The sequence below is a fragment of the Algoriphagus limi genome, from assembly GCF_024919275.1.
Taxonomy (GTDB): domain Bacteria; phylum Bacteroidota; class Bacteroidia; order Cytophagales; family Cyclobacteriaceae; genus Algoriphagus; species Algoriphagus limi.
Genome location: NZ_JANWGH010000002.1, coordinates 260,521 through 277,366 on the forward strand (window position 1 = coordinate 260,521; position 16,846 = coordinate 277,366).

Annotated in this window: 17 protein-coding genes; 12 read left to right on the top strand and 5 right to left on the bottom strand. The window is 41.6% G+C overall.

What is annotated here, in order from left to right; translation table 11 throughout:
* Window positions 1–21 precede the first annotated feature (21 nt).
* The 5 genes from NY014_RS09465 to NY014_RS09485 all read left to right on the top strand — a co-directional run bounded on the left by NY014_RS09465 (window position 22) and on the right by NY014_RS09485 (window position 6,329).
* Window positions 22–2,085: a SpoIIE family protein phosphatase gene (locus NY014_RS09465; RefSeq protein WP_259414355.1), complete on the top strand. Its 2,064-nt coding sequence runs from the start codon at window positions 22–24 to the stop codon at window positions 2,083–2,085.
* Between the two features lie 9 nt (window positions 2,086–2,094).
* Entirely contained in the window at window positions 2,095–2,427 is a 333-nt protein-coding gene (locus NY014_RS09470) for an STAS domain-containing protein (RefSeq protein ID WP_259414356.1), read from the top strand.
* 6 nt (window positions 2,428–2,433) lie between these two features.
* Window positions 2,434–2,847 carry an ATP-binding protein gene (locus NY014_RS09475; protein ID WP_259414357.1) on the top strand — a complete coding sequence of 138 codons (414 nt, stop codon included), beginning with the start codon at window positions 2,434–2,436 and terminating at the stop codon, window positions 2,845–2,847.
* Between the two features lie 89 nt (window positions 2,848–2,936).
* A complete protein-coding gene (locus NY014_RS09480) occupies window positions 2,937–4,931 on the top strand; it encodes a peptidylprolyl isomerase (RefSeq protein WP_259414358.1) in 1,995 nt (664 codons plus the stop codon).
* A 30-nt stretch (window positions 4,932–4,961) separates the two neighbouring features.
* Window positions 4,962–6,329, top strand: a complete 1,368-nt coding sequence (locus tag NY014_RS09485; RefSeq protein WP_435520618.1) for a peptidylprolyl isomerase — start codon at window positions 4,962–4,964, stop codon at window positions 6,327–6,329.
* A gap of 46 nt (window positions 6,330–6,375) precedes the next feature.
* Here the strand turns inward: NY014_RS09485 and NY014_RS09490 are convergent, their stop codons facing one another.
* Both NY014_RS09490 and NY014_RS09495 read right to left on the bottom strand, forming a co-directional pair.
* On the bottom strand, window positions 6,376–6,693 hold the full coding sequence (locus NY014_RS09490; RefSeq protein WP_259414359.1) for a hypothetical protein: 318 nt from the start codon (window positions 6,691–6,693) through the stop codon (window positions 6,376–6,378).
* A 71-nt stretch (window positions 6,694–6,764) separates the two neighbouring features.
* On the bottom strand, window positions 6,765–8,564 hold the full coding sequence (locus tag NY014_RS09495) for an ABC transporter ATP-binding protein (protein WP_259414874.1): 1,800 nt from the start codon (window positions 8,562–8,564) through the stop codon (window positions 6,765–6,767).
* 152 nt (window positions 8,565–8,716) lie between these two features.
* Between NY014_RS09495 and NY014_RS09500 the strand changes: the two genes are divergently transcribed.
* From NY014_RS09500 to coaE, 7 genes are all read left to right on the top strand, one after another.
* On the top strand, window positions 8,717–9,817 hold the full coding sequence (locus NY014_RS09500) for a Glu/Leu/Phe/Val dehydrogenase dimerization domain-containing protein (protein WP_290427035.1): 1,101 nt from the start codon (window positions 8,717–8,719) through the stop codon (window positions 9,815–9,817).
* Between the two features lie 117 nt (window positions 9,818–9,934).
* A complete protein-coding gene (nusB, locus tag NY014_RS09505; protein WP_259414360.1) occupies window positions 9,935–11,119 on the top strand; it encodes a transcription antitermination factor NusB in 1,185 nt (394 codons plus the stop codon).
* A gap of 7 nt (window positions 11,120–11,126) precedes the next feature.
* A complete protein-coding gene (locus NY014_RS09510; RefSeq protein WP_135072712.1) occupies window positions 11,127–11,426 on the top strand; it encodes a YtxH domain-containing protein in 300 nt (99 codons plus the stop codon).
* A 1-nt stretch (window position 11,427) separates the two neighbouring features.
* Window positions 11,428–11,967: a DUF1573 domain-containing protein gene (locus tag NY014_RS09515; protein ID WP_259414361.1), complete on the top strand. Its 540-nt coding sequence runs from the start codon at window positions 11,428–11,430 to the stop codon at window positions 11,965–11,967.
* A 6-nt stretch (window positions 11,968–11,973) separates the two neighbouring features.
* Window positions 11,974–12,285, top strand: coding sequence for a preprotein translocase subunit YajC (gene yajC, locus NY014_RS09520; protein WP_259414362.1), 312 nt, complete (start codon window positions 11,974–11,976; stop codon window positions 12,283–12,285).
* A 68-nt stretch (window positions 12,286–12,353) separates the two neighbouring features.
* A complete protein-coding gene (locus NY014_RS09525) occupies window positions 12,354–13,262 on the top strand; it encodes a YbbR-like domain-containing protein (RefSeq protein WP_259414363.1) in 909 nt (302 codons plus the stop codon).
* Window positions 13,252–13,851 (top strand): dephospho-CoA kinase, encoded by a 600-nt coding sequence (gene coaE / locus NY014_RS09530; RefSeq protein WP_259414364.1) that lies wholly within the window; start codon window positions 13,252–13,254, stop codon window positions 13,849–13,851. The genes NY014_RS09525 and coaE overlap by 11 nt, the downstream gene beginning before the upstream one ends.
* 168 nt (window positions 13,852–14,019) lie before the next feature.
* On the opposite strand, the gene NY014_RS09535 is transcribed toward coaE, so the two are convergent.
* Genes NY014_RS09535 through NY014_RS09545 form a run of 3 tightly spaced genes read right to left on the bottom strand, consistent with a single transcriptional unit; the run spans window position 14,020 to window position 16,690 of the window.
* Window positions 14,020–14,580, bottom strand: a complete 561-nt coding sequence (locus tag NY014_RS09535; RefSeq protein WP_259414365.1) for a LutC/YkgG family protein — start codon at window positions 14,578–14,580, stop codon at window positions 14,020–14,022.
* Window positions 14,577–15,935: a lactate utilization protein B gene (locus tag NY014_RS09540; RefSeq protein ID WP_259414366.1), complete on the bottom strand. Its 1,359-nt coding sequence runs from the start codon at window positions 15,933–15,935 to the stop codon at window positions 14,577–14,579. The genes NY014_RS09535 and NY014_RS09540 overlap by 4 nt, the downstream gene beginning before the upstream one ends.
* Entirely contained in the window at window positions 15,932–16,690 is a 759-nt protein-coding gene (locus NY014_RS09545; protein WP_259414367.1) for a (Fe-S)-binding protein, read from the bottom strand. The genes NY014_RS09540 and NY014_RS09545 overlap by 4 nt, the downstream gene beginning before the upstream one ends.
* Window positions 16,691–16,846: the final 156 nt, after the last annotated feature.

The following is a 16,846-nucleotide window of genomic DNA, read 5'->3' on the forward strand; positions in this document are numbered from 1 at the left end:
TAATATTGGGATATATAATCCATGATCAAACTTCCCACCATACATATCGGAAGACTGAGTCTATTGCTGTCCATTTTGGTATGGCTGGCCCTACTATTTGTGGATTTGGTCCGACTTTTTGGGGTGATCAACAACCTGAATTCTGGAATCGTACCTGAATTCACTTGGGTTTTAGAGATTCTATTCTTCTTAACTGTCTACTCCTTTTATAATTACAATCTTCAAAAAAATGCCCAAAACGAATTTCTCAACCTTTTATGGAGAGCCGCATCTACAGGTATTTTTGCATCGGCGGCATTCTTGGTTATTCAGATTTTCTATGAATTTCTTGGAGACAGCAAACTGGGACAGGAACCGTTTCTTCGAAACTTTTTCTACCATGTGCATTTTGCTTTGATTTCGATTTTCTTGGTGTCTACCACCTTACTTTGGAAAAAACTTATCCTCTATCAAAAAACCAAGCAAGTTGTACAGCAATGGAAAACCTACGAAATCGGGCTGCTGATTGCGATGTTTTTTGTCTTTTTCAGCCAAGACACCTTCGGCTATAGCTTCATTTTTGGTTTTGTTATTTTGACCGTATTGGGAGGTTTTCTTTCAGTAAATCTGAAATGGATTCCTTACCTGACATTCAAAGAAAAGTGGAAATCTCTTCTCTTTTTGGCCATCATCATTGTTTGTTCGGTATACCTATTCCTTCAGACAAATGCCTATTCCAGTGCACAACAGACCTATCCTATCAACTTACTGGATAATCTGTTTCTGATTTCCTTATATGTCTTCATCTTGATCTATGCGCTGTTTAGTTTTTTGGTGACCCTTTTCAATTTGCCAACATCTTCAGTTTTTGAGCAAAAACTTACCGAAGCCATCAACTTTCAGCGTCTGAGTCAATCCATTCAGCCGGATGAGGATGAAGAAAAAGTTCTGGACATCCTGATGGACTCTTGTATGAGCGCCTCCTTTGCGGACGGGGCATGGCTGGAAATGTACCAAACCGACCGAAATCAAACCATTATTCAGACCAGATGGATTGAAGAAAAAGAGAAAGAGGAACTTTCGCAATTGATCGAATCCAATTCGGTAGCACAAAATTGGGCTAAGGAATCCAAAGCGGATTTATTGAATCCACTTGCTTTAAAAATTTCCCATCCCAAATTCGGCTCCCTACTTCTAGTACCATTGGTTATCAATAAATCTGTCATCGGACGAATGGTACTTTGCAAGGAACTCAAAGATGGCTTTAATAAAGAAATGGTTTCCATCATTGAGACATTTGCCCGGCAAGCAAGCATTTCTGTTGAAAATCATCGACTCTTGAATCAAGCCATTCAAAACGAGCGCTATCAAGAGGAATTGAAAATTGCACAACGGGTTCAAAAAGCCCTATTACCTAATAATCTGGAGCACAATCAGAGCTTTGAAATTTGCGCTTACTCCAATGCAGCCGATGAGGTAGGAGGTGATTATTATGATACATTTCAATTGGATCAGCATCGCTATGCATTAATTATCGGAGATGTATCTGGAAAAGGAACCTCTGCTGCTTTTCACATGGCTCAAATGAAAGGAGTCTTCCAGAGTTTGATTCAACTTAACCTTAGTCCCAAAGAATTTTTGATTCGCTCAAATGCAGCTCTAAGTCGCTGTCTTGAACGAAATCACTTTATAACTGCATCTATTTTTATCATTGACACGCTCAACCATCAGGTGTGTCATGCCCGGGCGGGGCATGTTCCTACGCTTTTTTACCGATCCGGAAACCAAAATGCCGAATACCTCGGAATCGGTGGTTTGGGATTGGGAATTTTAAGAAACATGCAGTACGAAAAACACGTTGAGGAAAAAGAGTTTACATACCATTCAGGGGATATTCTGGTTCTTTTCACTGATGGAATTGTTGAGGCTAAAAATCAAAAATCCCAACAATTTGGATTTGAAAGAATCCGAGCCCTAGTAGAAATCAATCATCATCTTTCACCCAAAGAGATTCAAACCAAACTGATCGACACACTCCATGATTTCGTGGGGGGAGACGGATTGATCGATGATGATTATTCACTTTTGGTAGTCAAATTCAATTAATTAAAAATTATGCTTTCCATAGAAACCCAACAGGAAAACCAACATTACATTTTACAGCCGAAAGGTGAAATAGACGCTAGTAACTCGGTGCAATTGGATGAATCGATTCGAAGCTTAGCAGAAAAAGGAGCAAAATCCATACTCGTGGACGGTTCTGCAATTGATTACATTTCCTCTGCCGGATTGGGTGTATTTATGTCCTATTTGGAGGATTTTCAGGAGCAAGGAATCACCCTGAAAATCTTTTCTCTGAGTCCCCGCGTTTTGGAAGTATTTCAAATTCTAGGACTGGATCAATTGATTCCTATTTTCCCTGAAAAAGAAGCTGCCTTGAACGCCTAATAAATCATGGAGCATACAATACAGCTAATCTGCCAAACTACTGCCCTGTCGGAGCTGAGGAAGTTTCTAGACAAGAATCTTTCTCAGATTATGCTTTCTGAAAAAGATAAGCATCAGGTCACCTTGGCTGTTGAGGAAGTATGTGCCAATCTGATTATCCATTCTCATCACTGTAATGGAAGCGATCATATTTTGTTGAACCTGAGACAGGAAGATGGCCGTCTGATTTTTGAAATAAAGGATAAAGGAAAGGCGTTTAATCTGTTGGACTATAAAGCTCCGGACCTCAAAACAGTGATTTCAGAAAAGAGAAAGGGTGGTTTAGGGCTGATTTTGGTGAAAAAAATTATGGATGAAATTGAATTTGAATCTCAAGGTGGGACCAATACCTGCCGGCTGATTAAATTTTTTGGCTCCTAATTCTTGTTAAATACCTGGAAGCTCGGGCATTTCACCCAAAATCCTCATATTTTTGTAACATTGCAGTGAAATAGAAAGCACAACAATTCATGATCTACCGATCTTTTTCGGCCCTTACCTTTAACCTATTGGTTGCTTTTACTCTGATCGGGGCTGCTATTCAGCCCGTTATGGGTCAGAAAAAGCCTTTATTGACGGTAGGAAACCAGGAAGTTACACTAAACGAATTCATCTATTTAGTTGGAAAAGGTATGAATTCGGAAGGTACTTCAGCTGCACTTTCCAGAGAGGAATTCGAAGACAATTTGGAGCTTTTCATCAATTACAAATTGAAAGTAGCGGAAGCTGAAGCTCAAGGACTTCATCAAACCACTGAATTCCAGCGAGAATTTGATTCATTCAAGGATCAACTAAAGGCTCCCTATTTGATTAAAAATTCTCTGGAAGAAGGAGAATTGCGAAAAGCCTACTCCAGAATGCAAGAAATCATTCGAGCCAGTCATATTTTGCTTCGGTTTCCACCCAATGCAAGTTCAGATGATTCCATCGCCGTTTTGAAAATGGCGCTGAAGCTTAAAGAGGATATACAAAATGGAGCTTCGATCAATGATTTGGCAGTGGAATACTCCGAAGATCCCTCAGCACAAACCAACCGTGGTGATTTAGGATATTTTTCTGCACTTCAGATGGTTCAGCCTTTTGAGGATGCCGCTTACATGTTGCAAACAGGTCAAGTATCAGATCCGGTGTTAACAAGCTTTGGCTACCATATTATTCAGGTACAGGATCGTCGACCTAATCCCGGCCAAGTACAGGTTTCTCACATTTTGGTAAGAGTAGATGAGTCCGACACCTTATCCGAGGACCGTGCAAGAAGAAAAATCTCGGATATCTACACTGAAATTCAAAAACCCACAACCTTGTGGGAAGATATCGTAAAGAACTATTCTGAGGATCCTGGCACCAGTCAAAAAGGCGGTCTACTACCTTGGTTTTCTGTGGGTAATATGATTCCGGAATTTGAAATGGCGGCTTTTTCTCTTTCTGAGGAAGGTGAGGTTTCTCCTCCGGTCAAAACCCGCTATGGTTATCATATCCTTCGATTGGAAGGCAAAAAGCCTTTGGATTCCTTTGAGGAACTTGAGCCTATGATTCGCTCCAGAATTCTTCGAGACTCTCGCTCTTCTATGATTCATTCTCAGGAATTGGCCATCCAAAAATCCCGCTATGGATTTAAGGAAAATGAAGAGTTGGTGGGAAGATTAGAACAAGCGCTCAATCCAATTTCCGCCCCCAATTTCAAAGGTGTAATCGAGACTAATGATTGGGGATCAGAATTTCTATTTGAAGCAGGATCAAACAGCTATCAAGTAGATGATTTCTTGAAATTTATCGAGGATCAAGAACAGAGATTGAGCTCAAATGGGCAAAATTTTGACCTTTGGTATGACCGCTTCGCTTCTTTCGTCCTAGCAGATCTGGAAGAGAAAGATTTGGCATCCAATAACCTCGAGTATCAAATGCTCCTCAAAGAATATCGTGACGGAATCTTATTATTTTCTTTGATGAACCAAGAGGTTTGGCAAAAAGGTATTCAGGATTCATTGGGTCAAATTGAATATTTTAAAAATAACTTGAATCAATATCAATGGAAAAATCGAACTGAGGCACTTATCGTCAAGGTATTGGATATGAACCAACTTAACGAAGCACGCAATCTCCTCAGAGATCAAAGCTATTCCAATGAATTGGCCAATGAATTCAAGAGTAAGTTTGAGGAAAATGCTCCACTTGCCTTTCAAGTCCAATCAGGAACATTGGAGATTCCTAGTAATCCTGTTCTTTCCCAAGTGGATATGAATCAGAAATATCAGGAAGTGGAAATTGATGGACATCTGCATTTAGTTCTCTTAGGCGATTCCTATCCAGCAGGTCCTAAAAAGTTTGAAGAAACTCGAGGCCTCGTTATTCGAGACTATCAGGAATATTTGGACGAAAAATTAATCCAAACACTACGGGAAAAATATCCTGTAGAAATCAACGAAGAAGTCAAAGAAGAAGCATTTATCGCTTTGAATCAATAATCACCCTGGCTTAGCCTTTTCATACCTACAATGAGTAAACTAAACCAAATTCTAGTAGCAATCAGTTTTGTCTTTATTTTCCAATCAGCCATGGCCCAAGAAGAGACCGTGACTACCGGCCAGGTATTGGACAAAATTGTAGCAAAAGTCGACAACAACATCATTTTGGAATCTGATGTTCAGCGCACCTTTATTGAAGCCATTGCCCAATCCCAACAGGGGATAACTCCACCAACACGATGCGAGGTGTTTGAGTCTTTGGTAATCAATAAGCTAATGCTTGCAAAAGCAGAAATCGACTCCGTGGTAGTAACCGATGCGGAAGTGGAATTGCAAACAGAAAACCGCTTCCAAATGGTACTCCAACAAATCGGTGGCGACGAAAACCTGATTTTGCAGATGTACGGTAAGACGGCGGATCAGTTGAAATCCGAAATGTACGACGCTATACAGGAGCAATTGATCGTTCAGCGAATGCGGGATAAAATCACCGAGGGAGTAACCGTTTCTCCGGCTGAGGTAAAAGCCTTTTTCGAGAGTATTCCTACCGATTCCTTACCCTTCTTTTCGGCAGAAGTGACAGTAGGTCAAATTGTAAGAAAGCCAGAAGTCAACGAAAGGACTAAACAGGAAATCTACGATCAGCTATTAAAGTTTAAAGAGGATATTTTGGCTGGAAAAGCTGATTTTGCCTCTCTCGCAAGACAATATTCTGAGGACCCTGGCTCTGCTGCTCAAGGCGGTGATTTAGGCTTTTTTGGTAGAGGGCAATTAGCACCAGAATACGAGGCTACGGCCTTGGGGCTTCGTCAAGGTGAAATCAGTGACCCGGTAGAAACTCAATTTGGGTTCCACATGATTCAGCTTCTCGAAATTCGTGGAAACACTTACAATACCCGTCACATTCTTCGCATCCCTCAAGCAAGCGAGGAAGATATCCAACGAACAGAACGATATTTGGACAGCTTGCGAACAGAAATCTTGGAGGGGAACATTGAATTTGCCAAAGCAGCAAAAGATTATTCAGAAGATCGAGCCACTTCCGATAATGGCGGTTTCTTTACTGACCCAGGAACTAGCTCCAATCGCTTAACCCTGCGGACTTTAGAAGACCCGGTACTTTATTTTACCATTGATAGTATGGAAGTCGGGTCTATCACCAAACCTATCCGATTTGAAGATCCACGTGAAGGAACCAAGCTGCGAATATTATACTATCAGGCAAGGTATCCTGCTCACCGGGCAAATCTGAACGATGACTATGAGAAAATGAAGGCTGCAGCCTTACGAAAGAAAGAAGATGAGCTGCTTGGCGTGTGGTTTGTCACAGCCAAAGAAGATGTGTTTATAGACATCGATCCATCCTATGATCGATGTAATGCACTCAGCGAACGATAAAAAAATGGCCGGTCTTTCAACCGGCCATTTTCATTTGAAAAAGAACTCATTTTCCAGAGAAGAGCGTTTTAAATGCCATTCCAAATTGCTTCAAGCCTTCTTTGAGAAATCCCTTAGACTCTTGAATTCGGGGCTCATATTCCTCCCTTTTTTCTTTGAATTCCTTCTCCAGTAAGGCTTTTCCCTTTCGCAGCTCTTCTTCCAAGGTGGTTTTATTTTCCTTTAAAGCTGCGATCTTCTTTTCGATTTCCTCTTTCACATCGGCGCTGGCATCGGCACCTTTTTGAATCAGTTCTTCGATTTTATGACCGATTTCCTGAAGGGTTTTCTCGATTTCCTGTATACCTTTTTTTTCCTTTTCCATAGCTAAAAATATTCGTTGGTTGAGAACAATAAGTTAGAAAAAATTATCCTTAAATACAGGAAATCAATCGCTTATTCCAGTTCTGTCTCTACAGATTCTCCTGCCTGAGTTTGTTTTTCATACAGCTCTGCATAGGTTCCTTTTTGGTCCATCAGGGTTTGATGGTTTCCATGCTCGATCACCTTTCCATCATCCAATACAATGATATGATCGGCTAGCTTGGCTGAAGAGACCCGGTGGGAAATAATTACTGAAGTCCGATCTTTCATGATCTTTTTAAGCGCATTGAGAATGGAATTTTCGGTCTTGGTATCTACTGCTGAAAGACAGTCATCCAAAATCAGGATTTGCGGTTCTTTGGCTATGGCTCTTGCAATAGAAACACGCTGTTTTTGACCTCCGGAAAGTGTAATGCCGCGTTCTCCCAACATGGTGTCAAAGCCTTTCGGAAAGTCCACAATATTCTGGTAAACATCCGCATCCCGAGCCGCTTGCTGAATCAGCTCATCATTAGGCTGATCCACTCCAAAGGAGATATTATTCGCAATGGTGTCCGAAAATAGGAAGACATCCTGAGGAACATATCCTATGTTTTTTCGGAGGAATGAAATATTAAAATCCTGAATCGGTTTATCGTCTATCAAAATTTCTCCTGAAGTCGGGTCATACATACGCATAAGAAGATTGGCAATAGTGGATTTTCCGGAGCCAGTTGTTCCGATAATACCAAGCGTCTGCCCTGCTTGAATTTCAAAGCTTACATGATCCAAGGCTTTTACTCCGGAATCAGGATAAATAAAGGTAACCTCGCGGACAGTGATTTTTCCATGAATAGGCACCTCTAAATCCTTGGCACTTTGGATATCATTTTTCTCATCCAAAAACTCATTGATTCGAGTCTGAGAAGCCGCAGCGCGCTGTACAATACTAGTAACCCAACCTAAAGAAGTAACCGGCCAGGTAAGCATGTTGACATAGAGAATAAATTCTGCAATGACTCCATAGCCAATTTCACCATTGATCACCTGAAGACCACCAATATAAACCGTCAGAATGGTAGAAATCCCGACTAATGCCATGATCAATGGAAAAAATAAGGCATTGACCTTGGTCAGCCGAATGGATTTATCCTTGTAATCCTCACTCGCTGTGGCAAAGTCCCGGACACTATCCTTTTCTCTCACAAAAGCCTTCAACACCCGGATTCCAGAGAAAGCTTCTTGAACAAAGGTGCTCAAGCCTGAGAGGCTTCGCTGAATTTTTTCGGAGCGTTCATTGATAAGGTTATTGACGAAATAAATACTGATCGAAAGTACCGGCAGCGGAAGTAGGGAATAGAGCGTCAATTGAGGATTCACCATGACCATATAGCTGATCACCAAGGGGAACAAAATCAACAAATTAAGCCCATACATGATAGCCGGTCCCAAATACATTCGCACCCGACTGACATCCTCTGTAATCCGAGCCATCAAATCACCGGTACTATTTTTCCGATAGAAACTCAGCGGTAAATTCTGATACTTTTCGAAAATCTCATTTTTCAAATCATATTCAACCCGACGGGACATGATGATGATAGTCTGCCGGATTAGGAAGAGAAAAAAGCCACGTAAAAGGGCCATTATCAGGATTAAAACACCGAAGACTAAGACGAATTTTAAAAAAACTTCTTGGGCCAAATCCCCCATTCCACCTACCTGAATTGGCTTAAAAATGGAAAAACTTTCAACCACATAATCTATGGCTAATCGCACCAATTGGGCAGGAATAATTACGAATATGTTCGAAATGACGGTAAAAAAGATACCCAAAAGCAATAAGCCCTTGTATTTGTATAAATATTTATTGAGTCTCCAGAGCGGCTTCACCAAATAAAAACTTTTGAAATTAGAAATTGATTAAGGAAACTTGGGTAAATTATTCCTTTGCTGGCCGATAAAAGTATTTAATTTTGTATCGGCCTATCTCTCGTGGGAAAGGAACAACCCAAATATAACACAATCTAAACTGCGAAGTTCACATGTTAGAAACGAAAGCTTCCGAAACCTTGCAAGAAGGGTCCATCTTTGGACAAATTACCACCATGGATCACGAGCAGCTCGTGATTTGCCATGACCAAGCTACCGGTCTAAAAGCCTTGATCGGAATTCACAACACTACCCTTGGTCCTGCCTTGGGAGGTACCCGCATGTGGCCTTACGCCACGGAAGCCGAAGCAATTACGGATGTGCTTAGACTTTCGAGAGGTATGACTTTCAAAAACGCCCTTGCCGGATTGAATCTAGGAGGGGGAAAGGCGGTCATTATTGGAGATCCAAAATTGAAAAGTGAAGCCTTCCTAAGAAGATTTGGTCGCTTTGTAGAAAGCCTTGGCGGTCGCTATGTCACTGCTGAAGATGTCAACATGAGTACGGCCGATATGGAGTACATCGCCATGGAGACCACACATGTGACCGGACTCCCTCAGATCAAAGGGGGAGCAGGTGACCCATCTCCTGTTACTGCCTATGGTGTGTATGTAGGGATGAAAGCCGCTGCGCAAAAAGCTTTTGGTTCGGATGATCTTTCTGGAAAAAGAATCGTCGTTCAGGGCGTTGGTCAGGTCGGAAAATATCTCATCCAGCACTTGGTAAAAGAAAATGCTGAAGTATTGATCACAGATATTTTCGAGGATAAGCTGAAGAAAGTAGCCTTAGAAACCGGTGCAGTAGCCGTTGACCCAAATAGCATTTACGATTTGGATATGGATATTTATGCCCCTTGTGCTTTGGGCGCAACTATCAATGATGATACCATTGATCGATTAAAGTGTGCTGTAATCGCAGGAGGAGCCAACAACCAGTTGAAAGACGAAGCTAAGCATGGTAAAATCTTGTTGGAAAAAGGAATTATCTATGCTCCTGACTTCCTAATCAATGCTGGTGGTGTTATTAATGTAGGCGCTGAATATTATGGTGACTACCAAGAAGAGACTGTTTATAAGCAAACAGAAAAGATTTACGATACCTGTCTTCATATCTTGGAAAAATCCGAAAAAGAAGAGATTCCAGCACAAGAAGCAGCAATCAGAGCTGCCAAAGAGCGGATTGAAGCAATCGGAAGAGTTAAACTTCCTTTTTAAGGAATCACATCCATAAATTTGGAACCACCGGAACAGGCATCCGGTGGTTTTTTTATGAAAAATCTGCTGGGGGAAGCCCGCCTAAAATCCCTATATTTACGGCTTGTTTGAACAATTATGTTAAATCGAAGAATCCTCAGGGTCAAAGCTTTTCAAAACCTTTACGCCTTTGAGCAGTGTAAAGCTTCCAACTATAATCTTTCCCGAGATTTTATCAAAGAATCCTTTCAACCGGACCTCAATAGTATGGAGGTTCAGGATAAGGCCGCTCTGAATAGGGAAGCCGAATTGGCGCTGTCGATTTTTGAAAAAAATCTGGACAATACGAAAGCAATCGATGCTGCGGATGCAAGTCCAAAAGTCAAGCAGGTAGTAAAGGAAGCGATCGTTCAATACCGAAACGCCAATAAAAAAGATCAGGAGTTTCTTTTGAAAAATATGGTCACTTCTGCGGAACGTATTCCGCAACTTTATTTATTGGCTATCGAGCTGCTTCAGGCTTTTGCGGCCCATGTGGGTCGAGAGCATGAGAAAAAGCGGAAATTAGCAGGTGAAAGCTCCGTAGAATTCGCAGGTGAACTGAATTTATATAACAACCAAGTTCTCAAAAAGCTTCGGAATTCACCTTCCTATCAAGCAGCCTTGGCAAAGAATAATGTCAATTTGGATGATGTAGAACTTGAAATCAAGGAATGGTTCCGAGATTATATCAAACCTTCCGAAGAATATCAGGCATATTTGAAGATCTCGAATCCAAGTTTGGAGCAAGACTTGGAAGCTGCGGAAGACCTTCTGAAAAAGATTTTGTTCAAAAACGAGGTGATTTTGAACTACTTCTCTGAAAAAGACCTTAATTGGACAGAGAACAAGTCCGTCGTGAGAAGTCTGGCTGCCAAGGTTTTGAAAAATGCCGTACAGGCAGAAGAATCTGGAGAAGGAGGGCTTCCGGAAATTGCCATGAACTGGGAAGAGGATAAGGAGTTTTTTCAAAATATCTTTAACTTCACCATTGAAAAAGATCAGGAAAACCGGGAATTAATCGCCCAAAAAACGAAAAATTGGGATATTGATAGATTGGCATTTACGGATAAGGTAATCATCTCCATGGCGATTACCGAGATGCAGCTTTTCCCAAGTATTCCTGTGAAGGTAAGTATCAACGAGTACATTGATATTTCGAAGACCTACAGCACGCCAAAGAGCAAGCAGTTTGTAAATGGTCTTTTGGATGTGATGTCTCGTGAATTAACGGAACAGGGAAAAATCCGTAAGAGTGGTAGAGGGCTTTTAGACAATAAATAAAAACAGTATGAGCAAGAACAGTAATTCACTTTTAGCATTCATTGTAGGCGCAGGCATTGGTACCGCATTGGGGGTTCTTTTTGCCCCGGACAGCGGCAGCAATACAAGAGACAAGCTTTCTTACAGACTTTCCAAATACAAAAAGGAATTGGAAGACCTTATTGAAGAATTGGTAGAAGGAAAAGAACTTCACCTGAATGAGGCCAAGAGCGAAGGAAAGCGAGTAATCAACGAAGCAAAAAGCAAGGCTGAAAACCTTCTTCAAGACGTAAATAAACTAATCGATCAAATAAATAAAGACAACTAATATGAAAGCAAGAACCCTAGGTTTAGTGGGAGTGTTTGCAGCGCTCTCATTTACTACAGCTTGTAATCAAAGCTCTGAGCAAGAGCAAAAAATCCAAGCATTGGAGGAAAAAATCGCACAGTTGGAGGCAAAAGGTTCTTCCATCACTCCAGTTAATGCACAAACTACTCAAGCAGCAGATCCTTCTACTTTGGGTGCCTTCCAATTTGAAGAAATGGAATACAACTTCGGCACCATCAATGAAGGTGAGGTAGTGGAAAGAGTATTCAACTTCACCAATAATGGCGAAGCTCCTTTGGTAATCTCTAACATTACTGCTTCTTGTGGATGTACTAGCCCTGACTGGACCAAAACTCCTGTTAATCCAGGTGAGACTGGTTTTGTGAAGGTAGTATTCAACTCAACTGCTAAGTCTGGAGCGCAGGCACCTACTGTTACTATTCAGGCTAACACCAATCCTACTGTGACCAGATTAAGATTGCGTGGAAATGTAACTCCTAAAACAGGAGGACCAGCACCTGTAGGACCTGTTAAGCGATAATTTCGAATGATAACAAGCATTTTGGCACAAGCTCCAGCAGGTGGAGCGGGTATCATGGGTCAGGTTTTTCTGTTTGGATCCATCATTTTGATCATGTATTTCTTCATGATCAGGCCCCAGCAGAAAAAGCAAAAAGAAACCAAGAAATTTATCGAAGAAATTAAAAAAGGAGATCCCGTAGTCACCATAGGTGGCCTCCATGGAAAAGTATTCTCTGTAGAAGGAGATACGGTTGTTTTGGAGCTTGACCGAGGCTTTAAAGTCACGGTCGAAAAGTCGGCCATCTCTTTAGATTTCTCCAAAAAGACTTCTAAATAAGTTGAATTTTGCCGGACACTAAAAAGTCCCCTAGGGGGATTTCTCCAAAAAAACTCTCTAACCTAAAAGTGGTAGTCCTCTGCGTAGCAGCGGCTACCACTTTTTGGATTTTAAACGCCCTGAACAAGGACGACTATACGACTATTGTCGATTATCCAATTGAATTTCAATTTGACCAGGAGCGGTATATCCCTGTCGAACCGCTACCTCCTACCCTTGAGATCGAAATTAATGGGAATGGATGGGATCTTTTGAGAAAGTATTTCAACTTCAATACCCAACCATTTATTGTAAATCTAGATCAACCTTCTTCCAGAGATTATTTGATTCCTTCAGAATTGAGAAGGGAGCTTTCAGAATTTCTCAGCCCAACGCAAATCCTCTCGCTCTCCAATGATACCTTGAAAATCGAAATTGATAGAATTCGATCTGTAAAAATGAGACCTGTCTTGGACTCAATGAGCTATAGTTTGGGAAAAAACATCCGAATGTTGACAGAACCAGAATTTGACCCAAAGGAAATAACAGTGACGGGTGCTGAATCGATTTTGGAAATTTATGATGGGAAATTTCCTGTGAATCTGGATGAAAGGCGCCTAGACCGAGATCTGACCAAAAATGTGAAAATTGAAATTTCGAAAGAACTTTCAGAATTCATTTCCATCGAAGAAAGTAGCATTTCTGTCCATATCGATGTAGTTGCTTTCTTGGAAGGGAACAAGCGCATGAAGCTTAAGAAAGTCAATTTTCCAAGAACCGTCCATCTAGTCGAGGAAGACCCTTCTATCATGATGTATTATTTGGTGGATGAGCGCTATACAGATGAATTGAAAGATCTGGAATTTGAAGCGGTATTGAACTACTCGCAGCGAAACAGGCAAGACTCAACCATTGCTGTTCAGGTTAATCCTATGCCTCCATTTTTAGATCAAGTTCGCGTAGAACCCGCTACTCTTAAGTTGAGCTATGGCAACTAATCCCAAACTGATTGGTCTTACAGGAGGCATAGGTTCTGGCAAATCCACTGTAGCCCAGCTTTTCGAAATTTTAGGCATCCCAGTTTACTATGCGGATGACCGAGCCAAAAGCCTCATGCTTCAAAATCCATTAAAGCAGGAAATAATCAATGCATTTGGAGAAAGCAGTTATCTGGAAGATGGATCACTCAATCGGGAATTTTTGGCCAAAACCGTCTTTGCTGACCCGGAAAAGGTTAAAAAAATCAATAGTTTGGTTCATCCGGCAGTAGCCGAGGATTTCAAAAATTGGGCTGCTAAACAAAAAAGCCCTTATGTATTGAAGGAGGCAGCCTTGATTTTTGAGACAGAGGGGGAGAAAAAACTGGATGCTGTAATTAATGTCAGTTCTCCACTACGTGTTCGAATGGCCCGGGTTTTAATGCGTGATCCTCACCGAACGGAAGATCAAGTAAACCACATCATCAATCAGCAGTTACCAGACGAAATTAAAAATGAGAAAGCCGATTTCGTCATCAAAAACAAGGACAATATGCTCTTGATCCCTCAGGTTTTGGCTATTCACAAGAAATTGCTGGAAGGAGAATAAAACCATCAAAAATCAGAGCCTCTAAAAAGTATTGAAATCTTAGCTCAACTGGTTTTGAGCGCCCTCTTGACAGGGCGGAGTTCTTGCCTGACCGCCGTTACACAGGGGCTTGAATCACATAGATTTCACAATAACTAGCCTATTGGGCAGGTTTTTTGATTTCAAAAATCACATAAGTACAACTCTCAAACTTTTCGCACCATGTGCACCTACCACCAGGGATTGCTCTATATCTGCGGTTTTGGAAGGTCCGGCTACAAATAATCCAAAGCCCGAGTGTTCTTCCCCAATTCGTTCATAGGCTTGATGTAAGGTATCCACCAAGTTTTCTTTTGACAGCACAATCACCAAATGCTCGGTGATAAACGGAAGTACCCGATGCGGCAGCTGGGAATCATCCAACCAAATAGCGCCATTTTCTGCAACTCCAAATTGCCCTTGAATGATAGCCAGTTGCAAATGATTCAGGTTATGCGGGTCTTCGGAAAGTTCGAAGGTTGACAAAGATTGGAAGGGCTCAGACAAAGAAATAATCGAATGAAAGTCGCATGAGGAAACCCAATTATTGAATTCTTCCTCGCCCATCACCTCTCCTTTATTGGCTTGGATGGCTCGGATAAATAAATCCACCAAATCACCTTCCAATTTGAAATCAGGAAGAGTTGGTAATTCTTTCCTTTCCCGTTGAATACCACGGATTGCTTTCAATATATTTTCCCTACTGCTCATCCTCTATTTTTCTTATACCATTCCTGAAAAGATTCCTTTGGAGCTTCGGGTAGATCCCTGTTTTTACCCCATACATTCAGAGGATTATAAATCAATCCTTTCGGAAGAAGCTTGATCGCTTTTCTCATAGTAGACCCTGAAATCTTATAAGCCAAAGGGCTTTTGAAAATTCCACTGGCCAATTTCATTGAAAGTCCCTTGCCAAATTCCCCGTGATGCTTGGTGATTTCCTGTCTCCACTCATAGAGCTGTTCGTGGATATTGATCTTGACAGGACAGACATCCGAACAACTTCCGCAAAGAGTAGAAGCAAATGGAAGCGTACTGTATTTTTTCATATCCAAGCCAGGAGAAAGGATGGATCCAATCGGCCCCGGAACAGTGCTTCCATAGCTGTAGCCTCCACTTCTTCGATAGATAGGGCAGGTATTCATACAGGCTCCGCAGCGTATACACTTCAGCGAATTCCTGAATTTCTCACGGGCTAATTGAAGACTTCTTCCATTATCGACAAGCACCAAATGGATTTCTTTTCCTTTGGCAGGGCTTCTAAAATGCGAATTGTAGTTGGTAATGGGTTGTCCAGTTGCTGACCGAGCTAATAAGCGTAGGAAAACTCCCAAATCCTTTCTTCTCGGAATGATCTTCTCGATTCCCATACAAGCGATGTGTACATCTGCCAGATGCACTCCCATATCAGCATTCCCCTCGTTGGTGCATACTACAAATTCACCCGTCTCTGCAACGCCGAAATTCACCCCAGTAATGGCGACTTTGGAACCCAAAAACTTTTCTCTCAAATGAAGCCTAGCAGCATTGGTTAGGTAAGAAGGATCTTCATTTCCTTTTTCGGTTTGCAATTTCTCATGAAAAAGTGCTGAAATATCCCGCTTTTTCAAGTGAATTGCCGGCATGACGATATGACTCGGGGGTTGCTGAAGAAATTGGACTATTCGCTCTCCCAAATCCGTATCTACTACCTCCACCCCATTCTTTTCCAAATAAGGATTCAAGTGACATTCCTCGGTAAGAATGGATTTACTCTTGACGATAGCCTGGCAATTCTTTTCCTGAAGAATTCCTAAGACAATTTGATTATGTTCCTCAGCGTCCTTGGCCCAATGGACCTTAATACCATTTTTTTGAGCATTTGCCTCAAAATTCTCTAAATAGACATCGAGATTGGAAAGGACCTTATCCTTGATTTGGGAGGCAAGGTTTCGTAATTCTTCCCATTCTGGGATAGTCTTACTGATGGCATCCCGCTTTTCACGAACCATCCAAAGCGTCTCATCATGCCAAAGGGAATTAGCTTGATCCTTCAGAAACTGGCTTGCGGCTTTAGGATGACTCATGAGATGGCTTGGTTTAGAATTTCTGCCACATGCATAAATTTCAGGCTGCTCCCTTCTCTATCTGCAATTCCTTGGAGATGCATCAGACAGGACATATCCCCTCCAGTCACTATTTCCACTTGATGAGATTGATGATCTTGTAAGCGATCCCTTCCCATTTGCACGGAAAGTGCTTCCTCTGTCACGGAAAAAGTACCTCCGAAACCGCAGCACTCATCAACTCGGCTTAGTTCAACCCACTCCAGTCCTTCTAGGTTTTGTAGAAGTTGTTTGGCCTTATTGAAAGGAGTAACGTTCATCTCAGAACTGGAAGCCAAGCGAAGTCCCCGCAATCCATGGCAAGAAGAATGAAATCCAACTTTCTTTGGAAAAGATCCTTTCAAGGAATCTACTTTTAGAACATCCGTCAAGAATTCTGTCAATTCATAGATTCGATCATTTACTCGACTTTGCTCGTGCTCCATGTCGGAAAGCTTTGGGAAATGCTCTTTTACATGCAAAACGCAACTTCCGGAAGGAGCGACGATGTAGTCAAACTGTTTGAATAATTCCAAGAAATGACGGCTAGATCCTTCTGTATCCCGCTCATATCCAGAGTTGGCCAATGGCTGCCCACAGCAGGTTTGACCCAAGGGATAGCTCACCTTGCAGCCCAATTTTTCCAATAATTCCAAGGTAGCGATCGCCACTTGGGGAAAAAATTGATCCACATAGCAGGGGATAAAAAGGCCGATTTCGGGTTGACTTTTTTTCATTTTATTTTTTAAGACTCAATCCCTATCGCTATATGGTGGGGGCTCAAGTCAAGAAAAACTAAGAAAGCGAATTTTAATTAAAAACCCAGATAAATTAACCTCCTTCCCTAACCTGCTTGGATGAATAAATGGGATATTGGTGGATATCAGTTTTTC